This window comes from Rhizobium aethiopicum, from assembly GCF_900094625.1.
Taxonomy (GTDB): domain Bacteria; phylum Pseudomonadota; class Alphaproteobacteria; order Rhizobiales; family Rhizobiaceae; genus Rhizobium; species Rhizobium aethiopicum.
Genome location: NZ_FMAJ01000009.1, coordinates 89,480 through 114,738, shown reverse-complemented (window position 1 = coordinate 114,738; position 25,259 = coordinate 89,480). Strand labels below are relative to the sequence as shown.

Here is a 25,259-nt window from a genome sequence, read left to right as displayed (position 1 = left end):
AGACCAGCGCAGCAAGCTGCGGCTTACTGCGTGATGACCAGAGCTTTGGCTTCACGGAGAATTGGGATGATGCGCTCTAAACTCGACGGCTCCCAACCTACCAATTTGCTTTATCTGTTGCCTGGACTGCTGCTCTACGCGGCTTTTGTCTTCGGCCCGATCATTGCGGCTCTGGGGCTGAGCCTGACCAGCTGGGACGGCGTCAGCATGCCCCGCTGGGTTGGGTTGAGCAATTACATCGACCTCTTTTCAGATAATCGCTTTTATATCGCCCTTCGCAACAATGCCGAGCTGATGATTTTTTATTGCGTCTTGCCGCTCGTTCTCGGCATCACTCTTGCTGCCTGTGTCTGGAATCTGAAGCAGCGCGAGCAACTCGCTCTCAGAACCTTCTTGTTCCTGCCTTACATCATGCCGACTGCCGTGTTGGGCATCATCTGGGCATGGCTCTACAATCCGGCCTTTGGCCCGTTCAATCAGTTCCTCAGGGCGGTGGGATTAGGCATGTTTGCACTGCCGTGGCTTGGAAACTTCAATTTTGCGCTTCCCGCGGTCGGGATCGTCGCGACCTGGTATTTCTTCGGCTTTTGCATGGTCATTTTCCTCACCGGAATTCAGCGCATCGACCCGTCTCTCTTCGATGCCGCAAAGGTCGACGGCGCTTCGGCGCGAAAGACCTTTTTCTGGGTGACGCTGCCGCTTCTGATGCCGGAGATAAGGGTCGTGCTGCTGTTGACGGTGATAGCCTCGATCAAAAGCTTCGATCTGATTTTCACGATGACCCGCGGCGGACCCGCGAACGCCACGCTGGTGCCGAATATCTACATGTATCAGCTCGGCTTCGAGCTCAATCGGTTCGGCGCGGCTGCGGCCATCGCTATTGTCGGGGCCTTGCTGACATTCGCGATCAACTATGCAATTCACCGGTTTGTGGGCTCGCAGAGCAGAGGGGTGGCTTGATGAGCCGTTCGTCCAACATCCCCGCCGCTACGCTCCCACTTCGCATTCTCCTCTGGCTTCTCGCATTCGTAACGATCACGCCATTTCTGCTTCTGCTTCTGACGTCGATAAAGAGCAAAGCCGACGTCCTGAAGGGTGCGTTTGCCTTGCCGGCATATCCGCATTTTGAAAACTACCTCGATGCCTGGAATGCCGGACATTTCAACATCTACTTCTGGAATTCGATCATCGTTGTCATACCCGTCGTCGCCGCGAGCGTCTTTCTGGGCCTGCTGACGGGCTTCGCCTTCGCTTTTCTGTCTTTCCCGCTCAGACGGACGCTGTTCGCTATTCTGACGCTCGGCATGATGGTGCCGGCGGAGGCATTCATCATCCCGCTCTATTATGAAATGCGGTATCTCGGATGGATCAATACCTATGCCGCCGTGATCGTGCCGCAGATCGCGATGTCGATCCCATTCTCGACGATTTTCCTTGCCAGCGCGATGCAGCAATTGCCGGAAGAAATTCTCGAGGCGGCTGTCCTCGATGGCGCCGGACGCTTCTATATCCTGCGCAAGATCGTCGTACCGCTCATGGTGCCGGCAATGTCGACACTGGCGCTGTTCTTGTTCATATGGACCTGGAACGAGTTTCTCATCCCGTTCATTCTCGTCAACGACGATGCCTATCGGACGCTGCCCCTCGGCATGCTGTTTTTCCAGGGGCGTTACACCGTCAACACGCCGGTTCTGACCGCTGGTGCGGTGATCGTCATTGCCCCGCTCATCCTGACCTACCTGATTTTCCAGCGGCGGTTCATCGCCGGCTTGACGGCCGGGGCGACGAAATAGAGGTCTGCCGAGAGGCGGCAGGACCTAGGCCGTTCCCCTGGGAATTCGGCCACGCCGGTGACGCGATTCCAGCGCCGCGCAGCCCCAGACCGTGCCGAAGAGCAGATAGACATGGCGCCAATGGTCGATGTCAATGACATTGCCGATCGCTGCGTGGCCGAGAACGGAGATCCAGGCAATCATCAGGAAGGGTTGCCAGGGCCGATCGAGCAGCAGGTTCCGGAAACCTAGAATGAGCGTCCAGAGGAGCATTCCGACATAGCTGACGAAGCCGAGCCAGCCGTAGGAGGTGAGCGATTTCAGCCAGATATTATGCTCGTCTTCAGGAAACATCGTGCCGAACACGAGCGGACCGATGCCGAGCGGGCGCTCCATCATCATGGTGAAGCCGATCCGGTGACGCTCAAACCGGCCGAGATGTTCGCCGTCATATTGCTGCACGAGCTGAGCGCGTGCCGAGAACAACTCTGCGACCTTCGGAATCTGCAGCGCCACCAGCAGTGATGCGACCAGCATAATGATCGCCGCCAGGGACAGGATCAGCACTCGCAAACGGAAGGCGCCGCTGCGCTCCTTCAGCAGCATGATGAAAACCAGGAGCATTACGCCCAGCGCAAAGAGCCCCCAGGCGGCGCGGGAAAAGGAGAGGAAGATACCGAGCGCAATCACCAGAAGGGCGGCTGCCTTCAAGGGCGATTTCTTCAAGTCCCCGGTCAGAATGCCATGGATGAGGTGGAGCGACGGCGGCACCAGGAAGGGGCCGAAGACGTTCGGATCCTGAAATGCGCCTTTGGCGCGGTCGTAGAGTGTAAACACTTCCGAGCCTGGAAAGGCGTGGAAATAGCCGAGCACGCCAAGCGCCGACGTGGCGACGGCTGCGAAGGTCCAGGCGTTGAAGATCAGTGGCAGCCGCTTGTGGCTGTCCTCGATGATTGCCGCGTAGAAGACTGCGGTCAGCGCCAGGAAGGTCGACACCGCGATATACATTGGCGCCGTCGCCAGGTCTTTCATCTGCGTCAGCGACAGCATGCCGCCGATGTTGAAAGTGAGCAGCAGGGCAAGCAACGGCGCGACGCCGCGCGAAATCCTGAGACCGAGGATGAACCAGAGGCCGATCAGCCCGGCCATCCAGAGTTCATAAGGCGCCGGCTCATCGATGACGAAGCCAGAGAGGAAAACGCCGAAGGCGACGAACCCGGAGCCCACCAGGCGCAGCGCTGCCCTCTGCGGCTGGGCGACACGCGAATATGTCGCCTCGATCGCGCTCAATAGGCATTTTCCGTGTTGAGCAGCCGGATCGGCGTCAGGAACAGGATCTTGAGGTCGAACCAAAGCGACCAGTTCTCGATATAATAGAGGTCGTAGGCGGTGCGGAACTTGATCTTCTCGTCATTGTCGACCTCGCCGCGCCAGCCATTGATCTGCGCCCAGCCGGTGACGCCGGGCTTGACCCGGTGGCGGGCGAAATAACCCTCGACGACATCCGCGAAGGCGCGGTCGCGCGCCTGGGCAAGAACCGCATGCGGACGCGGACCAACCAGTGAGAGCTCTCCCCGCAGCACGTTGAAAAGCTGCGGCAGCTCATCGATCGAGGTCTTGCGGATGAACCTGCCGACGCGGGTGACGCGTGGATCGCCCTTGGTCACCGCGGCCTTGCCAGTGGGATCGGCCATGTTGGTGTACATCGAGCGGAACTTGAAGACGTTGATGACTTCGTTGTTGAAACCGTGACGCTTCTGCATGAAGAAGACAGGGCCTTCCGAGGTCGCCTTGATGGCGATCGCGGTTGCGGCCATCAGCGGCCAGAGCAGCGCAAGCGCGAAAAAGGCAAAGAAGATGTCGAAGCCGCGTTTGGCGACGGAATCCCAGTCGCGGATCGGCTTCTTGAAGATATCGAGCATCGGCACCGAACCGACATGCGAATAGGCGCGTGGCCGGAAGCGCAATCGGTTGGCATGCGCGGCAAGGCGGATATCGACCGGCAGGACCCAGAGCTTCTTCAGGAGATCGAAGATGCGGGCTTCGGCCGAAAGCGGCAGGGCGATGATCAGCATGTCGATGCGCGTCAGCCGCACGAATTCGACGAGCTCGGCCACGGTGCCGAGCTTCGGGTAACCGGCGACCATGATCGGCGAGCGTTTTTCGCCGCGGTCGTCGAAGATGCCGCAGATGCGTATGTCGTTATCCGCCTGCTGTTCGAGCATCCGGATCAGCTCTTTGGCGGGCTCGCCGCCGCCGACGATGACGGCACGGCGCTCCATGATGCCGTTGCGTGCCCAGTTACGGATGCCATAGGCCACGAGGAAACGTTCGGTCGCGAGAAAGAGCGCCCCGGCGATGAACCAGGGAATGTAGGCATCGACCATCGCCCATGTGGTGCCGCGGATGAGCGCGAACAGGCCGATGGTGAGGACGAGCGCGATCGTCCACGCTGCGACAATGCGGGGCATAAGGCGCAGCTTCGCCCGAAGTGCGGGAATGGTATAGGTGTCGGCGATCTGCAGGGCGACGCCAGTCAAGGCCGAAGCGATCGCCGCCATTCCCGCCCGCACCAGCAGGGTATCGCTGCCGTCGCCGGGCCAGAAGTAGTGGGCGATCAGGGCGATCGAAAAGAGCGCCAGGAGTTCCAGGAGCCGCAACTGGCCGATAATGATGACAGGCGAACGTGTTCCGTCGCGGAACTGTTCGGCGATCTGCCGGGCATAAGGGTTGATTTCGATCGGCCCGGAGGAGTGCTCCTGACCTGCTTTGCCGCGCGCCTCGACATCGGAAATTTGCTTGCGCAGCGCTTCCACGTCGAATTGATCGCTTTTTTCCAGTTTGTTCATGGGGTTTTGTCGCTCGTTGTCAGCAACCGGAATACCAGAAAGCCCCTAAGAAATATTTACGGGGCGACGGACATTGCTTGTCCGGCGACGGGATCGACGAGCTCATGGTACAACTTCAGGACATCCTGCGCCATCACCGTCGAGGAAAACACCGCCTTTACTGCCTCATGCGACGGCATTGTTCTGGCGTGCCAGCCAGGCGTGCTCAGCGCTTCCGCCATGACGCGGGCAAGATCCTCGGAATTGCCGGGCTCTACAAGGGCCGGGCTATCCTTGCCGAGCACCTCGGGAATGCCGCCGACGCGGCTTGCGATGATCGTCTTGCCGGCACCGAGCCCTTCGAGCACGATATAGGGCATGGCTTCGGCGCGAGAGGGGACGACGAGATTTTGCGCCATGGCAAAGGCTTCGTGGATGCGCATTGCCGGCAGCATGCCGATACGTTTGCCAAGGCCGCGCTCGACCATCATCTCGCGGTAGCGGTCCCGGTCGGGTCCGTCGCCGATCATCAGCGCCGAAAGCGGCCTGCCGAGCAGCCGCTCGGTCTTGGCGAAGGCATCGACAAACAGATCGGGACCCTTGAGGTCCCGAAGCATTCCCACATAGATGAAATGCACGGCATCCGACCGGGTGTAAATCGGCTCGAATTCTCGCTCTCCGATGCCGTTGTAGATCAGTTTCGTCTTCGTCCGCGGCTTGCCCACCTTGCGCATGTAGGTGTCGCGCTCATACTCGCAGATGAAGACCAGCGCATCGGTGAAATATTCCTGCAGGCGCTCCATTCTGAGGATGAATTGTCCGCTGAGCGAGGAGCGCGAATAATGCAGGCTTCCGCCATGCGCGGTATAGAGGCGGGCTACGCGATACCTGTTCACCCGCAGCGCTGAGCCGGCAAGTCGCGCGAGCACGCCGCCCTTGGCGCCGTGCCCGTGCAGCACATCCGGCCGCAAACTTTTGATCTTCTTGTATGTATCCCACATCGTCGCAATATCGGAGGGGCTGACGGAGCGCCGGATCGGCACGCGTGTCAGACCGAGCGAGAGATAGGGACGGATATCGTCGAACAGGCTGTCCTCGTGTTCGCCGCCGGTCGAGCTGTCGCAGAGGATGCCGATGTCATGGCCGGCCTTGCTATGCTCCTCGACCAGATCGCGGACATGCCGGAAAATTCCGCCGACCGGCGACCTGAAGCAGTGGAGGATGCGGAGCGGCTTTTCTCTTGTCATTGCTCAAAAGAGCCGTTCGCGGACGTAGACCGTGTCGCCGGCGATGATCGGCCCGGATATGTTGATGCGGCCGGTCAGCACCTGTCCGTTGATCTTGCGGGTGACGTCGACCATGCTCTGGTTGGCGCGGCTGGTGAAACCACCGGCAACCGCGATCGCGTTCTGCACCGTCATTCCCGGAACATAGGCATATTGGCCGGGCTGGCCGACTTCGCCCATAATGAAGATCGAACGGTAGCGATCGACGTCGATTGTGACGTCTGGATCGCGAAGATAGCCCTGCTGCAGTTTCTGGGCGATCTGCCCCGAGAGTTGCTGGAGGGTTCGGCCGCGGGCAGGGACCTGGCCGATGAGGGGGAAGGCGATATAGCCGGCCTGGTCCACCGTGTAGGTATTGGTCAGGCTCTGCTGGTCGAAGACGGTGATGCGCAGCCGATCGCCGCTGTCGAGCGTGTAGGGCTGGATGGTCGCCTCGTTGAAGGCTTTCGGCGCCGGCTTGTACGTCGTGCAGCCGCCCAATGCTGCCGTCATGGCTGCAAGGCTCAGGGCCAAAAGGATCTTGGGCGGGGCGACAGACATCCGCTTGTGCTCACTGAAGATGAACTCGGTGCAGCCGTTATCGATCCGTTAGGGTTAATGCCCGGTAAAAGGCGCGTGACAATTTCCCGAGTTCTTTGCCATTCTTCGCTATTTCTTCGCAGTGCCACCATTAACCGTTGCGTTACCATGGTCGTTTACGCTTGCGGCACCTTTGTTGTGGAGTAAGAGCATGTCCGGCGTAGTGCGTGATCAGGATGTGGACATCGACCTCGGCCAGCTGCTTCATGCCGTCTGGGCGCGCCGGCTCACGATTTTGACGATCACGCTCGTGGCGGCTGGCGTCGCCTTTGCCGGCGCCAAGATCATCTCACCGCAATATCGCAGCGAAACACGCATCCTCATCGAACCCCGCGCCCCGGCCTTCGCCAGCACCCAGCAGGCGAACGACGCCGGCGCTGGGCCGCTGATGGACGAACTGAATATCGCGAGCCAGGTGCAGCTCTTGCAATCTGCCGATCTCCTCAAAAAGGTGATCAACGACCTGAAGCTCTACGATCTGCCGGAATTCGACGATGCCGCCGACAATTCGGCGATGAGCAGTATCCTGGTGAAGCTGCATCTGAAGAAGAACCCGATGGAGAATCCGCCGGAAGAGCGGGTGATCGACGCTTTCGTCGAGCGTCTGCAAGTTTACCAGGTGCCGGGATCACGCGTCATCGGCATCACCTTTACCTCGCAGGACCCGAAGCTCGCCGCCGCCATCCCGAATGCCATGGCGAATGTCTATCTTTCGAGCCAGAGCGGCGCCAAGCTCGATTCCAACTCCGAGGCGACGCGCTGGCTGGAGCCGGAGATCGAAAACCTGCGGCAGAAGGTCAGCGAGGCCGAGAGGAAGGTCGCCGAATATCGCACCACCCACGGTCTGCTGCAGACCAACGGCACGACCACTTTTCCCGCCCAGCAGCTGAATGACATCTCCGCAGAGCTCACCCGCGTGCGAGGCGACAAGGCCAATGCCGAGGCGAGGGCGCAGGCGGTGCGCAATGCGCTGTCATCGGGCGAAGCCTCCGACACGCTGCCTGATATCATGTCTTCCCAGGCAATCCAGCGGCTGAAGGCGACGGAATCCGGGCTCCAGTCGCAGATCTCAGATTTGCAGACCAGCCTGCTCAATAGTCATCCCCGTCTGAGGAGCCTGCGTGCCCAGCTCTCCGATATCCGCGGCCAGATCCGCCAGGAGACGCAGAAGATCCTGGCCAGCATCGAAAACGAGGCGGAGGTTGCCGATCTCCGGGCGAGTGAACTCGAGCGGCAAAAGGACACGGTGCAGGCCAACAGCGCCCGTGCCGGCGAGGACGAGGTCGGCCTTAATGCGCTGGAGCGTGAGGCGAACGCCCAGCGCCAGCTGCTCGAAACCTATCTGGTACGCTACCGCGAAGCCGCCTCGCGCGCCGACAGCAATTCGAGCCCGGCCGATGCCCGTATCGTTTCCAGGGCCATCGAGCCGGTCGATCCCTATTTCCCGAAAGTGGTGCCGATCGTCGTCGTCGCAGCCGTCGCAACGCTGATCCTGAGCGCCATCGTCACCATGCTCGCCGAACTCTTCAGCGGCCGGGCGCTTCGCCCCGTCGATGGCTCCCGTGACAGCATCGAGGCGGGAACGGTCGTCGAGGAGAAGGATGTGCCGCAGGCCGCCCCGGTCGTCGCTGCCGTCATAAGGCCCGTCCAGCCGAGCATGCTCGCCGTTGTCACGGATGATGACGGAAGGGACATGAGCGAAGACGTGAAGGTTGCCGAAGAGGCACCGGAGGACGAGAATGAATTCTCTGTCACCTCGGTTGCGGATTATCTCACCGGCAGCCGCGCGCCGCTTGCCATCTCGATATCTCCGACCGGTGACAACGGCTCGGCGGCGACGGTTTCGTTGACGCGCATGCTCGCCGATGCCGGCCGCCGCGTCATCCTGATCGACATGACCGGCTCCGGCTATCCCACAGAGCTGATGGCTGAGGACCAGGCCGCCCTCGGTGTCACCGATCTGCTGTGCGGCGAGGCCGCTTTCGGCGACACGATCCATGGCGATCGCCTTTCCGATGCCCATCTGATCCCGCAGGGCCAGAGCGACGTGCGCCGCGCCATGCGCGGTGTCGACCGCCTGTCGCTGCTGCTCGATGCGCTCGCCGCCGCCTACGACCTCGTGGTGGTCGAATGCGGTGCGGCCGATGTTGCCGGCGTCTCGCGGCTGACGCGCAGCCGGGATGTCGAGATCATCCTCTCCCTGCCGCAGCTCGAGGAGACGATCTTCATTGCTCTGATGACGGAATTCCAGACGGCGGGTTACGAGCGCGTCGTGCTGATGTCGGGCGGCCAAGCGGACGAACAGGAGCTCGGACAGGCCGCCTAGAGCACTCGCGGAAAAGTGGCCCGCGATTTCAGCCGATCCGTGCGCGGATGCCCTGGGCGAATTTATAGAGTTTCGGACGCGCCTTAATATGCGCCTTGCCGCGGGTGACGATCCGGTGCGCGGCGCCGGCGGCGACGCCGAACGGCGAGACCGGCAGGACCACGTCATAATGCGCGGTCTCCACCGGCGCCCAAGAACGCTTGTAGCTCTGGTCGCCGAGGCCGAAATCGAACAGCGCGACACCTCTGCCATGCAGCCCCGCGATAGTCTGCCAATAGAGGAATTCGCCGGGACTGGTATCCGGCGCAAGATCTTCGTCGATCGCTCCGAATTGGCAGATGACGTGGTCGCCCTTGCGCGAAACGCCCGAAATCGCGGCGACCCGGCCCTCATTCTCGCCCTTCAGCCGCAGCGCATGCATCTGCAGGCCGAAATACTGTCGCGTATCATCCCGCTTATCGATGAGGCCGTGCAGAAAGGCCTGCGTTTCCCGATCGGCGAAGACGTCGGGCAGGCCAAGGCTGGCGAAGCGGATACTCTTCAAGCGGAAGAAGACATCGAGCAGGCGGTGCTGTTCTTCCGACGTTTCGGGGATGACGTATTCGAATCCGCCGACCGCTTCCAGACGCCTCGACTGCACGCGGAATTTCTTCCGCCGGCTCTTGGCGTTGAGCCGCTTCAGCGTCTCCTCGAAATTGGAGAGGAACGGCAATTGATAGGCATGGTTCTGGTTCTGCACCATCGGCAGTCCAGTGAGCGGGGTCTGCCGCCCGCGCCATTTCAAAGGAATATTTTGCAGCAGCAGCAGATCGGCGCGGCCCTTTAAGGCCTGCCGGAGCTGTCCCGCGAACTTCTCCGCATCGATGCTCCCGCCGCTCTCGGCAAAATTGCCGGAGAACAGACCGGTATTGATATTGCTGTGATCGGCAGCGATGAACTTCGCGACGGCCAATCCGCGGGATTTGACGATCTCGACCGGCAGAATGAAGGCGGTCTCTCCGGCATAGGTGCCCTTGAGGATCGCGAGCGGCCGCTGAAAGGCATTTACCCAGGCCGCGCACCAATCATAGCTCTGATGAAGCGAGTGGAGATCGTCGGCCTCCAGGGCCCGCCAATCATCCTCCAGCGGCTGCATCGCGTCGAATACCGCAATGTCGATTTTTGCCATGGCTAGTTTCATGCTCACCTGGCGTAGGCGTGAAATCGCCATATCGGCCAGCCCGCCATCGTTAGACGGCTGTCCATCAACATCGAGCTCTTGCGTCTGCACGGGAACTTCTCCGGTCAAAATGCTGAACGGGAAGGTAGGTATGCAGGACGTATATTTGGTTTAACGGTTGCCCATCGGCGAGGTTTTCTGCCGATCACGGTTATTCCGCCGTTAATGGCTTACTGCTGCCGCGGCCCGGCCATCCACTTAATGATCAACATTGCCGGCAATACCCAAAGCAGGCCGGTCAGCAGGAAATAGAGCAGGTGCCCCCACCAGGGGGCGTTGCCGAGCGTCGCCACCGCGATCGTGTTCGCCACCAGCGCGTAGAGGAGTACAAGCACGATGATAAGGATCGTGCCGATAAATTTGCGAAGGCGGACGGGCATTTTTTATCTCTTATATGGGTAGCGCGGAGCGGCGCGACGGCATGCCGCAAAGCTTCGGGGCTTGTTTTGCATGAGCCGGTAGGGCAAATCAACTGCCGGATAGAAGGAGACATCATGGCCGTCGCGAACCCCACCATGGAACAGGCGATCCTGAGCGAAGTACGCCGGCAGAACCGCAATCGCCGCGCCTTGCGACTGTGGCTCGGCGTCGTGCTCCTGGCGCTCTTTTGTCTCGTGCTTGTCGGCGGGGCAACGCGGCTGACCAATTCCGGCCTGTCGATCACCGAATGGAAGCCGATCCACGGCGTCATCCCGCCGTTGTCGGCCGCCGAATGGGAAGAGGAGTTCCGCCTCTACCAGCGTATTCCCGAATTTCAGCAATTGAACAGTTCCATGACCGTCGAGGAGTTCAAGGGTATCTTCTGGTGGGAATGGGCGCACCGGCTGATCGCCCGCGGCATCGGCGTGATCTTCGCGCTGCCGCTCCTCTATTTCTGGCTGACGCGACGGATCGAGAAACGCCTGCGCTGGCCGCTCGTCGGCATCCTGGCCCTTGGCGGCCTGCAGGGTTTCATCGGTTGGTGGATGGTGTCTTCTGGCCTGTCCGTCCGCACCGACGTCAGTCAGTACCGGCTGGCGACACATCTCGTTATGGCCTGCCTGATCTTTGCCGGCTGCATATGGATTATGCGCGGTCTCGCGCCGCATTCCGCCGATCCGGCGCCGACGCGCAGTTCGCGCGGCTTCGCTGCCGCAATCGCCATTTTCGCACTGTTCCAGATCTATCTAGGCGCGCTGGTGGCGGGGCTCGATGCTGGTTTTTCCTACAATACCTGGCCGCTGATGGATGGCACCGTCATTCCCTCCGATCTGCTGATTCAGCAACCCTTCTGGATCAATGCCTTCGAGAATCCGAAAACCGTGCAGTTCATCCACCGCATCGGCGCCTATACGCTCTTCGCACTGGTGCTGATCAATATGGTGATCGCCCTTCGCGCCGCACCTTGGACCACCCATGCCCGCCGCGCCGTCCTGCTTTTCGTACTGGTGACCGTTCAGGCGGCGATCGGCATCGTCACGCTGCTGATGCAGGTGCCGCTGCACTGGGGGCTGCTGCACCAGGCCGGCGCGCTTGTTGTATTCGGTTTCGCCATCGCCAACTGGCGCGGCTTTTACGGCGAATATCCGCACGAGACGATGATCGCAGAGCGCGACTGAAGCTGGCCTCAACGCGTCGGTCTGCGGGCGGGCCGCCCAAACCGAAATCGGCCTAACGCAGCACGCCGTCGAGCAGCGGCATGCCGATGATGGCGGCGGCGGCGATCAGCACGTAGCAGGCGATGCGGAAGGTCCGCTCCTCGGCAAGCCCGAACAGTTTCGAACCGCCGTAAAGCCCGGCCGCATAGCTCGGCAGAATGACGGCCGTCAGTGCGAAGACGGCGGGCACGAACAACCCGCCGATATAATAGCTGATGGCGCTGAACACGGACGAGATCGAGAAATAGAGCACGACATTGGCTCTGACGCGCGTGAAGTCGCTCTTGCCGCCGAGCCAATAGGCGACGACCGGCGGTCCGCCGAGCTGCGCGGCGCCGCTGAAAAGTCCGGCGATGAGCCCGACGCCGCTGCTGAGCGGCGTGGAAGGTGCGCCGTGGTAGCGCCATCCCGATACAAGAAGCGTAAGCAGACTGATGGCAATGATTGTGATGCTCCAGCGCAGCAGCGTCGGGTCGAGCAGCGCCAGCAGCGCCGTGCCGGCCGGGACGCCGAGTGCCGCACCCGCCGCCATGACGAAGACCTCGGACCGGTTGGCGTTGCGCCAGGCAGGCGGGATCATCCCCAGCGTCGCGATGCCGTCGATGACGAGAAGGATCGGTGAGACCAGCTTCGGCCCGACGATGGCCCCGCCGAGCGGAATGAAGATCAAAGCTGCGCCGAAACCGGAAAAGCCGCGGGCAAGCCCGGCGATGAAGGCAAACGCCATCAGCGCATAGATGCCGCGACCGGGCAGGGCGGCGGCAAACCACCCCTGCATGTCCGCGACAAGCCCATCCAGCATCATGACCTCAGCTGGCGAGCATCAGGTCCATGTTCTGCACGGCAGCACCCGAGGCGCCCTTGCCGAGGTTGTCGAGCAGCGCCACCAGATTGACCTGGGAACCGCCCGGCGTACCAAAGACGAAGAGCTTCATCGTGTCCTTGCCCTCGAGCTCGACGGCGTTGACGCGGGGAAGCGCCTTGCTTTCGGCGAGCGGCACGACCGTAACGATATCCTGTCCGGCATAATGAGCGACGAGTGCGGCATGGATACTCTCCATCGTCGTGCCCTCGGAGAGATCGCCGAGATGCAGGGGCACCTGTACGATCATGCCCTGCGCGAACTTGCCGACCGACGGCGAGAAGATAGGCGCGCGGTCCAGCAGACCGTGCACGGTCATTTCAGGCACGTGTTTGTGGACGAGCGGCAGGCCGTAGAGGAAGTGCGGCGCGGTGATCGCATCCGGATGATCCGGATTTTCCATCTGGGCAATCATCTGCTTACCGCCGCCGGTATAACCGGAAACCGCGTTGACCGTGACGGGGTAGCCATCCGGCAAAATGCCGGCGGCGCGCAGCGGTCTGATCAGACCGACGGCGCCCGTGGGATAGCAGCCGGGATTGGAGACAAAACGGGCGGCCTTGATCCTGTCGGCCTGTGCTCCGTCCATTTCGGCGAAGCCATAGGCCCAGCCGGGGTTGACGCGGAAGGCGGTCGATGTGTCGATGACGCGGACGTTGTTGTTGCCCGAAACCATCTGAACCGCTTCCTTCGACGCGTCGTCGGGCAGGCACAGAATGGCGATGTCGGCGCTGTTCAGCATGTCTTCGCGCAGGGCGGCGTTGCGCCGCTCGGCCTCGGGAATGGACAGAAGCTCGACATCGCGGCGGCCGGCCATGCGCGTGCGGATCTGCAGACCCGTTGTGCCGTGTTCGCCGTCGATGAAGATTTTCGGTGCCATGTTAGACCTGCGCTTTCAAGAGGTTCTGAAGGTTTCCGGATTCAGTTTGAGAGATGGATGAGTCAGTCGTGTGACGCTGCGATGGCGCGTCGCTCCGCGTGAAGCCCCAGCATATACATTGCCACCGTCGCCCCTGCAATGGCGGTGATATCGGCATGGTCGTAAGGCGGCGATACCTCGACGATATCGGCGCCGCGAATATCGAGCTGATGCAGGCGCTGAAGCACCGAAAGGATCTTGGCGCTCGACGGTCCGCCGGCAACGGGGGTGCCGGTGCCCGGGGCAAAGGCCGGGTCGAGACAATCGATATCGAAGGTGAGATAGGCGGGGGCGCCTCGTGTGTGAGAGATGATCGCTGAGGCGATGTCGCCGGCATTCATGTCCTCGACCTGATGACCAGAGAGGATATTGATGCCGCAATCCTCCGGCGCATGGGTGCGAATGCCGATCTGGATCGAGCGGTCCGGATCGATGATGCCTTCGCGCACGGCCCGCGCCACGAAGGAGCCGTGGTCGATGCGCCGCTCTTCGTCGAACCAGGTGTCCTGGTGAGCGTCGAACTGCACGAGCGCCAGAGGGCCATGTTTTGCCGCATGGGCTTTCAGCAGCGGCCATGTGACGTAGTGATCGCCGCCGAGCGTCAGCAAAAAGGCGCCGCTGTCGAGGATCGCGTTGGCCTGGCGTTCGATGGCAGCGGGCGTGTCCTGGTGATTGCCGTAATCGAGCAGGCAATCGCCGTAGTCGATCACGGCCATGTCGGCAAACAGTTCGCGGTTGAAGGGATATTGCGCGTCGTTGTCGAAGACCGCCGAGGCGCGCCGGATCGCCTGGGGACCGAAGCGCGTGCCCGGCCTGTTCGATGTGGCGGCGTCGAAGGGGATGCCCCAGACGGCGACATCGACGCTGGCAAGTTCTTTGGTGAAGCGACGGCGCATGAAGGACAAAGCGCCGGCAAAGGTGGGATCGCTGGCAGCCGAAGTGAGGCTGGTCGCCGTGAAGGCATGATCGATGGTCCTGTTCGCCAAGGGGGCTCCTTCTCTGTGGGCGCCAAATTAGTCGCTTTCGATGTCGCCCTTATATCGTCCGGCCACCGGTCGCGACCAAGAGGCCGGTCGGCGTCTGCCTGATCCTGCCCCGAAAGGAACTGATGTTTCCTTTCGGGGCAGGTAAGGGGTAGGCGAGGTGCGCCGAGATTTCAAGCGATCCCTCGCTTGACGACCGCTCTGCCGCCATTCCGCAGCAGCTTCGTCAGATTGCCTTCTTCGGAAGCTGGCGCAATCCGGCCAGCGTTATCAGCGCTGTCGCGCCGGTGTAACCAGCGAGCGGCCAGACCGTGTCGCCATCGAGCAGAAATACGAACAATGTGCCTGCAATACCGACCAGCAGGCTTTCCACGCAGAAGTAGAGCGCCACGGCCGTTCCCGCGGTATTGCCGAAAGCCGCGAGCGCACCGTTGGCCGTGACGGCTGTCGCAAAGACAATGCCGACCGCGATGATCCACATCGGCAGGATGAGGCCGACAAGCGGCGCCTGCAGAAACATCTCTCCCGTGGCGAGCATCACCGCGCCGAGTAGCAGCATCGCCATGCCTCTTGCGAGGCTGCCGGCGATGCCCCAGCGTCTGACGAAGCGTTTGGCAAAGCGCGCCGTCGCGATCATCACCAATGCCACCGAGGCGAAGATGACGCTGAAGGTGAAGCCGGAAAAGCCGGCTCGATCGATCAGGATGCGCGGCGCGGTCGAGAAGAAGACGAAGAAGGCTCCCATCGCCGCGCTGAAGCCGGCCGTGTAGATCCAGAAGGGGAAGCTCGCGAAGATCGGGCGCAATGCGATGGTTGCCGCCGCAGTAGTCGGGCGGGTTTCATGCCACCGCATACCGGCATTGAGAATTGCGACGATCGAGAGGAGGCCGATAACGAGAAAGATCGCTTGCCAGCCATAGCGCTCGGCAATCAGCGCTCCGAGGATCGGCCCGAGCGCAGGCACAAGCGATAGCATGGATCCGAGCAGGCTGTAGATCACGCTGCTTTCTGGCCGTTCGGCGTAAACGTCGCGCACCGTCGCGAAGGTGGCGACCAGCGCCGCTGAGGCGCCGATGCCTTGCAGCAATCGCAGGGCGACGAACAGCGACGCGGAGGAGGTCCCGGCAAGCAGGAAGGATGCAAGGGCAAAGAGCGCCGCCCCGCCGAGCAGCACGGGCCGTCGCCCGACGATATCGGAGATCGGACCAAAGACGATCTGGCCGACGCCGAGCACGAGCATATAGAGGCTGAGGGTCAATTGAATGACGGCAGGCGAGGTGCCGAGTGCCTCGGGCATCATCGGCACGACCGGGAGATAGATGTCCATGGCAAGCGACGCCAGGATGTCGAAAGGAGCCATCAGCAACAAGGCTGCCGGCATGGAATAATTCCAGGACGGAATTTTCGGATAAGACATGGGTAAGATCCGCTCAAATGATTCATTCGGCGGCAATCTGTCTTTTCATCAGGATTTGCTGGGACAGATGCCGCAACAACAGCGCAGTTGTTGCGGCTTAGTTGTCTGCGGACTTGGTTGTTCCCATGATGCGACCTTGGCTGCGGGTTCGCCCGTTCGCGAAGCGCTTTGCCGGATTTCTACCAGCAGAACCGGGATGCGGCAATGGTGGCCGGCGCAGGCGATCCCAGGAGTTCCTTCAAACCAGCAAACAAAAAGGCCGGGTTTCCCCGGCCTTCGTAATTCCGTCTGTCCGAAGCGATCAACGCTTGGAGAACTGGAACGAACGGCGGGCCTTCGCCTTGCCGTACTTCTTGCGTTCGACGACGCGGCTGTCGCGGGTCAGGAAGCCGCCCTTCTTCAGCACCGAGCGCAGGCCCGGTTCGAAGTAGGTCAGCGCCTTGGAGAGGCCGTGGCGAACCGCACCGGCCTGGCCGGACAGGCCGCCGCCGGCAACGGTTGCGACGATGTCGAACTGGCCATCACGGGCAGCCGCGACGATCGGCTGGCGCAGGATCATCTGCAGCACCGGACGGGCGAAATATTCCGCGAATTCCTTGCCGTTGATGATGATCTTGCCGGAGCCCGGCTTGACCCAGACGCGGGCGACAGCGTTCTTGCGCTTGCCGGTGGCGTAGGAGCGGCCGAGCGAATCGACCTTGCGGACATGGGCCGGAGCAGCAGCTTCGGAAGCCGTGCCGAGGTCCTTCAGGGAGGAGAGGTCAGCCATGATCAGGCGCTCCTTACGTTCTTTTTGTTGAGCGCGGCAACGTCGAGGGCGACCGGCTGCTGGGCTTCATGGGGATGGTTGGAGCCGGCGTAGACGCGCAGGTTCTTCATCTGGCGACGGCCGAGCGGGCCGCGCGGAACCATGCGTTCGACCGCCTTTTCGAGGACACGCTCCGGGAAGCGGCCTTCGATGATCTGGCGTGCGGTGCGTTCCTTGATGCCGCCGGCATAACCGGTGTGCCAGTAGTAGACCTTGTCGGAATACTTCTTGCCGGTGAAAACGACCTTGTCGGCATTGATGACGATGACGTTGTCGCCGTCGTCAACGTGGGGTGTGAAGGTTGCCTTGTGCTTGCCGCGCAGGCGCATAGCGATGATGGAAGCGAGACGGCCAACGACCAGCCCTTCGGCGTCGATGATCACCCACTTCTTCTCCACCTCTGCAGGCTTCTGAGAGAAGGTTGCCATAGTGAATACTCTCTTTTGGGACCCTGGCCCGAAGGCATGAAGGGCGTTTCTTGTTGCTTGGATTGGCAAGCGCGAACCTGCCAAAAAGAAAGCAGCCCGGACAGGCTGCGTTCTGGCGCGGTGTATAAAGCGAATGTGACATAGGGTCAATATCGGCTTTCGCGGACCCTAGAAAAAATCGTAAGTAAAAACAATCTCTTACAGATGTGGTGTTGTGCTACCTCACATTTGTCGTCGGAAGATCTGCCGTGTTTGGCATTTTTAGCTTCCCCCTGCCGGTTTCAGAGAGCATCTGGCGATCGAAAACTAATCGTCGAATGCACGCAGGCACTTTATCATTTCCCGAAGACCGCGTGTCAGATGTTTGTCCCGGCGAAGGACCATGCCGAGGCGGCGTGTCAGGTTCGGCTGCAGCGACGATGTCGTCAGGAGGCCGGCGCGGTCGCGCTTCACCGCCAGCCCCGGCAGGATCGACCAGCCGAGTCCGACCGCCACCAGCTCCTTGATCGCCTCGATACTGCCGAATTCCATCGCCGGTCGGACCTTTGTATCCGGAGCGCTCAGCCACGCGTCGATTGCCCGCCTCGTATTGCCACCCTCGTAAAGCAGCAGCGTCCTGTCGCGCATGAAGGCGGCGTCCGGTCCGCCCTCGGGCACGGAACTGCCCGCGGGCGCGACAGCCAGCAATTCTTCCTCGTAGAAGGGTTCGATCTCGAAGTTCCGTCCCGATGCCGGCAGGGCGACGACGGCGATGTCGAGACTGTTGGCTTCCAGATCACGCAAAATGTCGTCGGCATTGCCGATGGAGACGGTGATTTCGAGGCCGGGCATGGATTTCCGGGCGGCGGCGATGGCGCGCGGGAGCAAGTGGATCGAGGCGGTGCCGCCGCTACCGATGCGCACCCTGCCGCTGGCGCCATCCCTGTGCGGCATCATCGCTTCTTCCGCCGCGCCCGCTTCCTGAAGCAGGCGTCTTGCGTGCGAAAGCAGGTCGAGGCCCGCTGCCGTCGGTTGCGCCCGCCGTCCGACGCGCTCGATCAGCCTGACGCCGAGCCGCTGTTCGAGCCCCTTGATCTGCAGGCTTACGGCCGGTTGCGTTACGCCTTCCTTGTCGGCGGCAGCCGTAAAGCTTCCGAGATCGGCGACATTGATGAAGGTCGCGAGCTGATCGAGATTAAGAGCCATACCAAAGAAGTCCTTATACATATCATAATACCCATAAGCTTCTTTTGTTGCACCTTCCAGCGCATCTTTCCTCCGTTGCGAGAGGATGAAGAGATGATCGGGGAATTCGGCGAAATCCTAGAGACACGGCCTGGCACCCTTTGGCTGAAATTTCGCGCGACGGCGCGCCGGGGCCGCCGCCTTCTGGCGGCCATCGAGCGTCGGCTCGAAAAGCGTCGCAGCCGCCGCAGGCTTTCGGAACTCACCGATGACGAGCTTCGCGATATCGGCCTGACCTCCGCGCAGGCGAAGGCAGAGACGTCGAAATCATGGTTCTGGGTTTGACCACGAGGGCAGCAGCGGGCAGGGCAGGATCCTGCTCGAAATCGGCAGCGCCTTGTGGCAAAACGGATCGGTGGAAATCGAGCGCAGGGAGCACCATCATGGCCGAAATCGTATCCTTCCCAAAGGAAGTGGAGAGAACGGACGGATTGTTGCTTCGCTCGATGCGCGACGGTGTGCTGCGGCTCGTGCTTAACGACCCGCCGGCCAATGCGCTTTCGATCGCGCTTCTCGAAGCGCTGATGGCCGAACTCGAAAAGGCGGAGGCGGATTTGGATGTGCGGGTGGTCGTCATCGCCTCCACCGGCACCGTCTTTTCCGCCGGCCATGACCTCAAGGAACTTACGGCTCACCGCGTCGACGACGATCAAGGCGCCGCTTTCTTCGAGAAAAGCTTCCGGCTCTGCGCCGACTTGATGCTGAAGATCACGCGTCTGCCAAAGCCTGTCATCGCCGAGGTCGATGGGCTTGCAACGGCTGCAGGCTGTCAGCTCGTCGCATCCTGCGATCTGGCGATCTGCACCGACACGTCGACGTTCTGCACGCCGGGCGTCAATATCGGCCTGTTCTGCTCGACGCCGATGGTGGCCGTTTCCCGTGCCGCGCACCGCAAGCAGGCGATGGAGATGCTCTTGACCGGCGAGACGATCGACGCCTCGACCGCCAAGGATTTCGGCCTCGTCAACCGCATCGTGCCGAAGCAATATCTGGCGCAGGTGGTTTCCAAATATGCCGCCGTGATCGCCGGAAAATCGCCGTTGATTCTGAAAATCGGCAAGGAAGCATTTCATCGGCAGCTCGAACTGCCGGTGGAGGCGGCTTATGATTATGCCGCCAGGGTGATGGTAGAGAACATGCTGACGTCGGATGCGCAGGAAGGGATTGGCGCCTTCCTCGGCAAGCGCAACCCGGAATGGAAGGGCGAATGATCAGGCGAGTTTCAGAAGCAGACCTCCGATCGCGATGACCGTGCCGGCGACGTAGCGCCAGATGCTGGCCTTTTCCTTGAAGACCGTAACCGAGATCACCAGTGCAAAGAGGATCGCGGTCTCGCGCAGAGCCGCTACGGTCGCCACCGGCGCCTTCGTCATCGCCCAGAGCGCCAGCCCATAGGATGCGATCGAGCCCGCGCCGCCGATAAGGCCGCGCCACCAGTTGCGGCGCACGTGACGCAGCACCGTCAAGCTGCCGCGCTTGGAGGCCGCCCAGGAAAACAGCAGGATGGGCGGCAGCAGAGACATCCACAAAGTATAGGATACTGCATTGCCGGAAAGGCGCGCGCCGATGCCGTCGACATAGGTGTAGCTGGCGATGACGACGGCATTCGCCATGGAGAGCACGACCGCGCGGCTGCTGTTGCGCCGCGCCTCCAGAGCAAGCGTCAGCACGCCGGCTGAGATCGTCATGATGCCGGCGAGAGCGGCGCCGGAAAGATTTTCCTGCAGGACGACACCGCTTGTCGCGGCGATCAGCAACGGCGCGCAACCACGCATCAGCGGATAAACGAGGCCGATGTCACCGACCCGATAGGCTGCGGCGACCAGCTGGAAATAGGCGAACTGGAGGATGGCGGAAGCGCCGATAAAGGGCCAGGCCGCGCTTTGCGGCAACGGCAGAAATGCCAGAAACGGCAATGCCGAGACAGCGCCGCCGGCCGAAATCAGCGCCGCATCAAGGGATTTATCGCTTCCAGCTTTGACAATCGCGTTCCAAGTCGCATGCAGCAACGCACCGAACAGGACGAGCAGGATGACGTCGAGAGGCAAGGGATGAATCCAGTGCTACGGGAGAAGGCCAGGCGCTTCGCCCCGGCGGGGCAAACTTCTGGAAAGACAACTGGGATTTGCACGAAAACGCATCGCCGCGGTCGCGGTGCGCTCCGATCTCTCATACCACCCTTTCAACATCCAAACAATGACGGGTTCCGTGGACAAGTTTTACGTGCGCGCGACATGCGTTCAATCCAGACGATCTTCTCAACTATGAGATGTTTCTAATGGACGCGAGAACGTAAGGTGACTTTAATGGGAACAAAAAGGGGAACTTGCCAGAGCGACTGCCGAGCGGATCTCTCTATGTTGCTGAAATACAGATATTATTCTATAACTTTGACATACGGGAAAAACAAATCTTGTGGTTGTTGTCTCCAAAAGAAATCGCAGCGCGAGATTGAGCCAAAAGCCTTGCGCAAACGCGAAAGGCGTACGGTGCCTACCGGGCTCACGATGGCAAAGACGTCACAGCTGATGATGCGGAACGAACAGCATCCCGTCAAGGTTGTCGATGCTTTGGCAGTTCAGGACCGGGCAACGGGGATCGTCCTTTGCCGGGATATGCGTCCATTCCGCATAATCGGTCGCGTCACAGTAATTGCTGTTGCGGACGTAGCGATCATAAAGCGGCAGCCCGCGAGGAGACTGGTAACGGAAGATGACGGCGCCCTGATTGTGAATTGCTGCGCGCACGCTGGCGCAGTTCATGGTGAGCGGGTTATAGCGCGCGATCGCCCATGCCGGCGAGGCGGCGAGCGCAAGCATGAGAGCAAGAGCAATTTTTCTCATTGAATCATCCTCAGGACTCTTCAACTCATATATACGCGAGACATGGGCAGCCGGTTTCACCGAGATGCAAAAAAATGTCGGCATGCTCAATTGCCGTCCCGGAATGGAGAAACGGATATGAATCACGACGTCTACACGGATGATTACCTCGCCGGAATCCTGCAATCGGTAAAGACCATCGCGCTGACCGGCGCCTCGCCCAATCCGGCTCGGCCGAGCAACGGCGTCATGGGCTATCTGCTGTCGCGCGGCTACGAGGTCATCCCCGTCAATCCGGGGCAGGCGGGTAAACAGATCCAGGGCCGCACCGTCTACGCCCGGCTTGCCGACATTCAGGTTCCGATCGATATGGTCGATGTCTTTCGCGCTTCCGAGTATCTCGATGGAGTGGTCGCGGAGGCATTGGCGCTGAGGCCGCTGCCGAAGTTCATCTGGGCGCAGCTTGGTGTCCGCGACGATGCCGCGGCGGCCAAGGCAGAGGCCGCCGGCATCAAGGTGGTAATGAACCGCTGCCCCGCGATCGAATATCCTCGGCTCATTGCCTGAGCAGGGCTGCGCTGAGACGGATTTTCCACCGAACGCCCACGTGTTGAAACGGATCGCGATTAACTTTCGTCGGCGACAGGCTATGATCCGGCCCGTCAGCAATAACTGGAGGACGACATGGCCAAGAATGATCCGGGATTCAACACCTTAGCGATCCATGCCGGTGCGCAGCCCGATCCTGCGACCGGCGCGCGGGTAACGCCGATCTACCAGACGACCGCTTTCGTCTTCAATGACTCCGATCATGCCGCAGCCCTTTTCGGCCTGCAGGCTTTTGGCAACATCTACACCCGCATCATGAACCCGACCCAGGCCGTGCTCGAGGAGCGCGTCGCCGCGCTCGAAGGCGGCACGGCGGCGCTTGCCGTCGCTTCCGGCCACGCGGCGCAGATGATCGTCTTCCACACCATCATGCGCCCAGGCGAAAACTTCGTCGCCGCCCGCAAGCTCTATGGCGGCTCGATCAATCAGTTCGGCCATGCTTTCGAGAATTTCGGCTGGCAGGTGCGCTGGGCCGATTCGGTTGATCCGGCGAGCTTCGAAAGTCAGATCGACGACAAGACCCGCGGAATCTTCATCGAAAGCCTTGCCAATCCGGGCGGCACCTTCGTCGACATCGGCGCCATTGCCGATGTCGCGCATCGCCATGGCCTGCCGCTGATCGTCGACAACACGATGGCAACACCCTATCTCATTCGCCCGATCGAGCACGGCGCCGATATTGTCGTGCATTCGCTGACGAAATTTCTCGGCGGCCACGGCAATTCCATGGGCGGCCTCATCGTCGACGGCGGCACCTTCGACTGGTCGAAGTCAGGCAATTACCCGATGCTGTCGAGCCCGCGGCCGGAATATAACGGCATGGTGCTGCACGCGACCTTCGGCAATTTCGCCTTCGCGATCGCCGCCCGGGTTCTTGGCCTGCGCGACCTCGGGCCGGCGATCTCGCCCTTCAACGCCTTCCTGATCCTGACCGGCATCGAAACACTGCCTCTCAGGATGCAGCGCCACAGCGACAATGCGATCGCCGTCGCCAGATGGCTGAAGGCGCACAGCAAGATTGCCTGGGTGAATTATGCCGGCCTCGACGACGATCCGAACCACGCCCTGCAGCAGCGTTACTCGCCGAAGGGCGCAGGCTCCGTCTTCACTTTCGGCGTCCACGGCGGGTATGAGGCTGGCAAGACGCTGGTCGAGGGACTCGAGCTCTTCTCCCATCTTGCCAATATCGGCGACACCCGCTCGCTCGTCATCCATCCGGCCTCGACGACGCACCGGCAGTTGAGCGACGAGCAGAAGATCGCCGCCGGCGCCGGCCCCGATGTCGTGCGCCTTTCCGTCGGCATCGAGGACGTTAAGGACATCATCGCCGATCTCGAACAGGCTCTCTCGAAAATCTGATGTGGCCGTCACATACCTTTGACACCTACGTCAGTATCTCGGCACCTTCTTTGAACGGGTTGCATCGAGTTGACCGCCGAGAAAATCCTGAAACGAGGGGCTTCCGGCGGTCGAATTTTGAAAAAAAAGCTCCTCAAAAATCTGGTTGTGCTGGTATCCCTGGCCGCACGGTTGCGGTGAAGTGATCGCCCTATTCTCATTGCTATTTTAGCATACTGGAATATGATGGGTGTGAGCTGTTTTCATTGCCGTAAAACCAGATGCGCAGCCGAAAACGTCGGTTGCGTGGAGGGATTTCCATGTCTCTGCGCTCTCGTGGTACAGTAGCTCTTTTCCTTCTTCTTCTCTCTTCAACGATGATCCCAGCGGCCGCCCAGACGGTCAAAAAAGCCACAGTCGGCGGCAAGGATTTTGATGCGGCGGCGGCCGCCCAGGCCAGACGATACCTGGAGGAGGGCCGCGAGACATTCCGCTTCGACACGTTCGGCAGCGAGGACTTCTGGGGAGGCAAACTCAAGCTTCACGAGGCGGTCGCGGGTGAGAATCTGGGTGGCAAGGGGCCGGGACTCAGCCCTAAGAAGGCTCTGGAACTCGGTCTGAAGGTCGACGTCAACGCCATTCCGAAGGACGTCGCCGCAGCGCTCGACAAAGGCGAGGTCGATCTCGAGGATCCGGCGAGCACGCTTCTCCTGCTGAAGGCCAATGCCGTTGTCGGGGTTAGCGGATTTTTCGGCGACGACGGAAAGACGCTGACGTCGGTCGGCATCCAGTGCGCGGTGTGCCATTCGACAGTCGACGACGCCTACGCTCCAGGCATCGGCCATAGGCTGGATGGCTGGCCCAACCGCGACCTGGACATCGGTGCGATCGTCGCGCTAGCGCCTGACCTCACAGCATTCACCGAGATGCTGCAAATCCCGGAAGCCGAGGTTAAGAAGGCGGTTGCGGCTTGGGGGCCGGGCAAGTTTGACGCCGAACTCAACCTGGATGGAAAGGCATTCCGGCCGGACGGCAAGACGTCGGCGACGCTCAATCCCCCCGCATTCGGATTGGCGGGCGTGAATAACCATACCTGGACCGGTGCCTGGGGCACGGTTAGCTACTGGAACGCCTATGTCGGCAATCTCGAGATGCACGGGAAAGGCGTGTTCTACGATCCGCGGCTGGATGACGCTGAGAAGTATCCGGTCGCCGCCAGGACAAGGCAGGGCCACAAGCAGGACAAGGAAGACCGCATCACCGCCAAACTTCCGGCGCTGCACTTCTATCAACTATCCTTGCCCACTCCGCAGCCGCCGGACGGTACATTCGACAGCGCTGCGGCGGAGAAAGGAAAAGCCCTCTTCAACGATAAGGCCAAGTGCGCCACTTGCCATGTGCCGCCGCTCTTCACCGAGCCCGGCTGGAACCTGCACACGGCGGACGAGATCGGAATAGACGATTTCCAGGCGATGCGATCACCGGATGGCCGCTACCGGACAGCGCCGCTGCGGGCCCTGTGGAACGTGGAGAAGGTCCACAAGGGCGGCTTCTATCACGACGGTCGGTTTGCCACGCTCGAGGACGTCGTCGAGCACTACGACGATCATTTGAAGTTAAGTCTGAGCGCTCAGGAAAAGGGCGACCTCATCGAGTATTTGAAGTCGATCTAAGTCAGTACCTGGCTCCGTGCGCTCCTATAGGGAGATAGTTCATGAAAGAGCGTCGTAACGGCGGACTCTGCGGATCCGGCCCGAACCAAAAGCTTTCTCGCCGAAAACTTCTGAAAGTCTCGATCGCTGGCGCTGTCGCCGCCAGCACCGGAGTGCTGCCGTCCTGCATGACAAGTCCAACATCGCCGGCGGCGCGCGGGGCCGGAACAACGCCCAAGCGCGAGGCACGATATCAGGACTCGCCGAATCGTGGCCGGCGCTGCGGCGGATGCGTCCATTTCATGGAGCCGAACGCATGTGAGATCGTCGCAGGAGAAATCAGCCCTAATGGCTGGTGCCGCTTCCATCAGCCGAGGCCCGCCTGAGCGGCGGATCGCTGGCCACTCGCGCCTTGGACTAGGAGAGTAACTATGGTGACAAAGACAGCTCTGCTGTTGAGCATCGCACTGCTTCCAGCATCCGGCTGGGCGCAGCAGGAAGGCGTGCTCCACAAGGTCGAGTCGAACGTCTTCAGGCCCAAGCCTGAACC

At 61.1% G+C, this 25,259-nt stretch carries 24 protein-coding genes; 9 read left to right on the top strand and 15 right to left on the bottom strand.

Annotated elements, in window-relative coordinates:
* Window positions 1-66 precede the first annotated feature (66 nt).
* Together GA0061105_RS19860 and GA0061105_RS19855 are read left to right on the top strand one after the other, a co-directional pair.
* Entirely contained in the window at window positions 67-960 is an 894-nt protein-coding gene (locus GA0061105_RS19860) for a carbohydrate ABC transporter permease (RefSeq protein WP_064692547.1), read from the top strand.
* A complete protein-coding gene (locus GA0061105_RS19855; protein ID WP_064706889.1) occupies window positions 960-1,793 on the top strand; it encodes a carbohydrate ABC transporter permease in 834 nt (277 codons plus the stop codon). The genes GA0061105_RS19860 and GA0061105_RS19855 overlap by 1 nt, the downstream gene beginning before the upstream one ends.
* Before the next feature lie 24 nt (window positions 1,794-1,817).
* Here the strand turns inward: GA0061105_RS19855 and GA0061105_RS19850 are convergent, their stop codons facing one another.
* The 4 genes from GA0061105_RS19850 to GA0061105_RS19835 are packed head-to-tail and all read right to left on the bottom strand — an operon-like array spanning window position 1,818 to window position 6,426.
* Window positions 1,818-3,062, bottom strand: coding sequence for an O-antigen ligase family protein (locus GA0061105_RS19850; protein WP_092752375.1), 1,245 nt, complete (start codon window positions 3,060-3,062; stop codon window positions 1,818-1,820).
* Complete coding sequence (locus tag GA0061105_RS19845) at window positions 3,059-4,621, bottom strand: undecaprenyl-phosphate glucose phosphotransferase (protein WP_092752373.1); 1,563 nt, start codon at window positions 4,619-4,621, stop codon at window positions 3,059-3,061. Before GA0061105_RS19845 ends, GA0061105_RS19850 begins: the two co-directional genes overlap by 4 nt.
* A gap of 56 nt (window positions 4,622-4,677) precedes the next feature.
* Entirely contained in the window at window positions 4,678-5,847 is a 1,170-nt protein-coding gene (locus GA0061105_RS19840; RefSeq protein ID WP_092752371.1) for a glycosyltransferase family 4 protein, read from the bottom strand.
* 3 nt (window positions 5,848-5,850) lie between these two features.
* Window positions 5,851-6,426 carry a polysaccharide biosynthesis/export family protein gene (locus GA0061105_RS19835; RefSeq protein ID WP_064692552.1) on the bottom strand — a complete coding sequence of 192 codons (576 nt, stop codon included), beginning with the start codon at window positions 6,424-6,426 and terminating at the stop codon, window positions 5,851-5,853.
* 190 nt (window positions 6,427-6,616) lie between these two features.
* On the opposite strand from GA0061105_RS19835, the gene GA0061105_RS19830 reads away from it, so the two are divergent.
* Window positions 6,617-8,791, top strand: a complete 2,175-nt coding sequence (locus GA0061105_RS19830) for a GumC family protein (RefSeq protein ID WP_092752369.1) — start codon at window positions 6,617-6,619, stop codon at window positions 8,789-8,791.
* A 28-nt stretch (window positions 8,792-8,819) separates the two neighbouring features.
* On the opposite strand, the gene GA0061105_RS19825 is transcribed toward GA0061105_RS19830, so the two are convergent.
* Both GA0061105_RS19825 and GA0061105_RS19820 read right to left on the bottom strand, forming a co-directional pair.
* Window positions 8,820-10,061, bottom strand: a complete 1,242-nt coding sequence (locus GA0061105_RS19825) for a GNAT family N-acetyltransferase (protein ID WP_092752367.1) — start codon at window positions 10,059-10,061, stop codon at window positions 8,820-8,822.
* 119 nt (window positions 10,062-10,180) lie between these two features.
* Window positions 10,181-10,390: a DUF2842 domain-containing protein gene (locus GA0061105_RS19820; protein ID WP_064692555.1), complete on the bottom strand. Its 210-nt coding sequence runs from the start codon at window positions 10,388-10,390 to the stop codon at window positions 10,181-10,183.
* 114 nt (window positions 10,391-10,504) lie between these two features.
* Here GA0061105_RS19820 and GA0061105_RS19815 point away from each other — a divergent pair, with 114 nt between their 5' ends.
* Entirely contained in the window at window positions 10,505-11,608 is a 1,104-nt protein-coding gene (locus GA0061105_RS19815; RefSeq protein ID WP_092752365.1) for a COX15/CtaA family protein, read from the top strand.
* A gap of 52 nt (window positions 11,609-11,660) precedes the next feature.
* On the opposite strand, the gene GA0061105_RS19810 is transcribed toward GA0061105_RS19815, so the two are convergent.
* The 7 genes from GA0061105_RS19810 to GA0061105_RS19780 form a co-directional block, all read right to left on the bottom strand.
* On the bottom strand, window positions 11,661-12,452 hold the full coding sequence (locus tag GA0061105_RS19810; protein ID WP_092752363.1) for a sulfite exporter TauE/SafE family protein: 792 nt from the start codon (window positions 12,450-12,452) through the stop codon (window positions 11,661-11,663).
* Between the two features lie 4 nt (window positions 12,453-12,456).
* Window positions 12,457-13,389: an N-acetyl-gamma-glutamyl-phosphate reductase gene (gene argC, locus GA0061105_RS19805; protein WP_092752361.1), complete on the bottom strand. Its 933-nt coding sequence runs from the start codon at window positions 13,387-13,389 to the stop codon at window positions 12,457-12,459.
* Between the two features lie 62 nt (window positions 13,390-13,451).
* Window positions 13,452-14,414 carry an agmatinase gene (speB, locus tag GA0061105_RS19800; RefSeq protein ID WP_092752359.1) on the bottom strand — a complete coding sequence of 321 codons (963 nt, stop codon included), beginning with the start codon at window positions 14,412-14,414 and terminating at the stop codon, window positions 13,452-13,454.
* A gap of 223 nt (window positions 14,415-14,637) precedes the next feature.
* Window positions 14,638-15,828, bottom strand: coding sequence for a CmlA/FloR family chloramphenicol efflux MFS transporter (gene cml, locus GA0061105_RS19795; RefSeq protein ID WP_092752357.1), 1,191 nt, complete (start codon window positions 15,826-15,828; stop codon window positions 14,638-14,640).
* A gap of 301 nt (window positions 15,829-16,129) precedes the next feature.
* Complete coding sequence (gene rpsI, locus GA0061105_RS19790; protein WP_047616469.1) at window positions 16,130-16,597, bottom strand: 30S ribosomal protein S9; 468 nt, start codon at window positions 16,595-16,597, stop codon at window positions 16,130-16,132.
* 2 nt (window positions 16,598-16,599) lie between these two features.
* Window positions 16,600-17,064, bottom strand: a complete 465-nt coding sequence (gene rplM / locus GA0061105_RS19785) for a 50S ribosomal protein L13 (RefSeq protein WP_012483399.1) — start codon at window positions 17,062-17,064, stop codon at window positions 16,600-16,602.
* 306 nt (window positions 17,065-17,370) lie between these two features.
* The gene (locus GA0061105_RS19780) at window positions 17,371-18,270 is read right to left on the bottom strand and encodes a LysR family transcriptional regulator (RefSeq protein ID WP_208601671.1); all 900 of its coding nucleotides are present in this window, start codon (window positions 18,268-18,270) and stop codon (window positions 17,371-17,373) included.
* A 72-nt stretch (window positions 18,271-18,342) separates the two neighbouring features.
* Here GA0061105_RS19780 and GA0061105_RS19775 point away from each other — a divergent pair, with 72 nt between their 5' ends.
* Complete coding sequence (locus GA0061105_RS19775) at window positions 18,343-18,573, top strand: YjiS-like domain-containing protein (RefSeq protein WP_092752355.1); 231 nt, start codon at window positions 18,343-18,345, stop codon at window positions 18,571-18,573.
* A 98-nt stretch (window positions 18,574-18,671) separates the two neighbouring features.
* Window positions 18,672-19,499, top strand: a complete 828-nt coding sequence (locus GA0061105_RS19770; RefSeq protein ID WP_092752352.1) for an enoyl-CoA hydratase — start codon at window positions 18,672-18,674, stop codon at window positions 19,497-19,499.
* Here the strand turns inward: GA0061105_RS19770 and GA0061105_RS19765 are convergent, their stop codons facing one another.
* Window positions 19,500-20,336, bottom strand: a complete 837-nt coding sequence (locus GA0061105_RS19765; RefSeq protein WP_092752350.1) for an EamA family transporter — start codon at window positions 20,334-20,336, stop codon at window positions 19,500-19,502.
* A gap of 471 nt (window positions 20,337-20,807) precedes the next feature.
* Window positions 20,808-21,131, bottom strand: a complete 324-nt coding sequence (locus tag GA0061105_RS19760; protein WP_064692564.1) for a hypothetical protein — start codon at window positions 21,129-21,131, stop codon at window positions 20,808-20,810.
* A 117-nt stretch (window positions 21,132-21,248) separates the two neighbouring features.
* Between GA0061105_RS19760 and GA0061105_RS19755 the strand changes: the two genes are divergently transcribed.
* The 3 genes from GA0061105_RS19755 (at window position 21,249) to GA0061105_RS19745 (ending at window position 24,730) form a co-directional block, all read left to right on the top strand.
* Window positions 21,249-21,677: a CoA-binding protein gene (locus GA0061105_RS19755; protein ID WP_092752348.1), complete on the top strand. Its 429-nt coding sequence runs from the start codon at window positions 21,249-21,251 to the stop codon at window positions 21,675-21,677.
* 117 nt (window positions 21,678-21,794) lie between these two features.
* Window positions 21,795-23,078 (top strand): O-acetylhomoserine aminocarboxypropyltransferase, encoded by a 1,284-nt coding sequence (locus GA0061105_RS19750; RefSeq protein WP_064692566.1) that lies wholly within the window; start codon window positions 21,795-21,797, stop codon window positions 23,076-23,078.
* A 299-nt stretch (window positions 23,079-23,377) separates the two neighbouring features.
* Complete coding sequence (locus tag GA0061105_RS19745) at window positions 23,378-24,730, top strand: hypothetical protein (RefSeq protein WP_092752346.1); 1,353 nt, start codon at window positions 23,378-23,380, stop codon at window positions 24,728-24,730.
* Window positions 24,731-25,259 lie beyond the last annotated feature (529 nt).

What these genes read in the sequence shown, in the direction of transcription:
- GA0061105_RS19860 (WP_064692547.1), top strand. Translation starts at nt 67, where the DNA reads ATGATGCGCTCTAAACTCGACGGCTCCCAACCTACCAATTTGCTTTAT.
- GA0061105_RS19855 (WP_064706889.1), top strand. Translation starts at nt 960, where the DNA reads ATGAGCCGTTCGTCCAACATCCCCGCCGCTACGCTCCCACTTCGCATT.
- GA0061105_RS19845 (WP_092752373.1), bottom strand. Translation starts at nt 4,621, where the DNA reads ATGAACAAACTGGAAAAAAGCGATCAATTCGACGTGGAAGCGCTGCGC.
- GA0061105_RS19840 (WP_092752371.1), bottom strand. Translation starts at nt 5,847, where the DNA reads ATGACAAGAGAAAAGCCGCTCCGCATCCTCCACTGCTTCAGGTCGCCG.
- GA0061105_RS19835 (WP_064692552.1), bottom strand. Translation starts at nt 6,426, where the DNA reads ATGTCTGTCGCCCCGCCCAAGATCCTTTTGGCCCTGAGCCTTGCAGCC.
- GA0061105_RS19830 (WP_092752369.1), top strand. Translation starts at nt 6,617, where the DNA reads ATGTCCGGCGTAGTGCGTGATCAGGATGTGGACATCGACCTCGGCCAG.
- GA0061105_RS19820 (WP_064692555.1), bottom strand. Translation starts at nt 10,390, where the DNA reads ATGCCCGTCCGCCTTCGCAAATTTATCGGCACGATCCTTATCATCGTG.
- GA0061105_RS19815 (WP_092752365.1), top strand. Translation starts at nt 10,505, where the DNA reads ATGGCCGTCGCGAACCCCACCATGGAACAGGCGATCCTGAGCGAAGTA.
- GA0061105_RS19810 (WP_092752363.1), bottom strand. Translation starts at nt 12,452, where the DNA reads ATGATGCTGGATGGGCTTGTCGCGGACATGCAGGGGTGGTTTGCCGCC.
- argC (WP_092752361.1), bottom strand. Translation starts at nt 13,389, where the DNA reads ATGGCACCGAAAATCTTCATCGACGGCGAACACGGCACAACGGGTCTG.
- cml (WP_092752357.1), bottom strand. Translation starts at nt 15,828, where the DNA reads ATGTCTTATCCGAAAATTCCGTCCTGGAATTATTCCATGCCGGCAGCC.
- rpsI (WP_047616469.1), bottom strand. Translation starts at nt 16,597, where the DNA reads ATGGCTGACCTCTCCTCCCTGAAGGACCTCGGCACGGCTTCCGAAGCT.
- rplM (WP_012483399.1), bottom strand. Translation starts at nt 17,064, where the DNA reads ATGGCAACCTTCTCTCAGAAGCCTGCAGAGGTGGAGAAGAAGTGGGTG.
- GA0061105_RS19780 (WP_208601671.1), bottom strand. Translation starts at nt 18,270, where the DNA reads ATGTATAAGGACTTCTTTGGTATGGCTCTTAATCTCGATCAGCTCGCG.
- GA0061105_RS19775 (WP_092752355.1), top strand. Translation starts at nt 18,343, where the DNA reads ATGATCGGGGAATTCGGCGAAATCCTAGAGACACGGCCTGGCACCCTT.
- GA0061105_RS19770 (WP_092752352.1), top strand. Translation starts at nt 18,672, where the DNA reads ATGGCCGAAATCGTATCCTTCCCAAAGGAAGTGGAGAGAACGGACGGA.
- GA0061105_RS19760 (WP_064692564.1), bottom strand. Translation starts at nt 21,131, where the DNA reads ATGAGAAAAATTGCTCTTGCTCTCATGCTTGCGCTCGCCGCCTCGCCG.
- GA0061105_RS19755 (WP_092752348.1), top strand. Translation starts at nt 21,249, where the DNA reads ATGAATCACGACGTCTACACGGATGATTACCTCGCCGGAATCCTGCAA.
- GA0061105_RS19750 (WP_064692566.1), top strand. Translation starts at nt 21,795, where the DNA reads ATGGCCAAGAATGATCCGGGATTCAACACCTTAGCGATCCATGCCGGT.
- GA0061105_RS19745 (WP_092752346.1), top strand. Translation starts at nt 23,378, where the DNA reads ATGTCTCTGCGCTCTCGTGGTACAGTAGCTCTTTTCCTTCTTCTTCTC.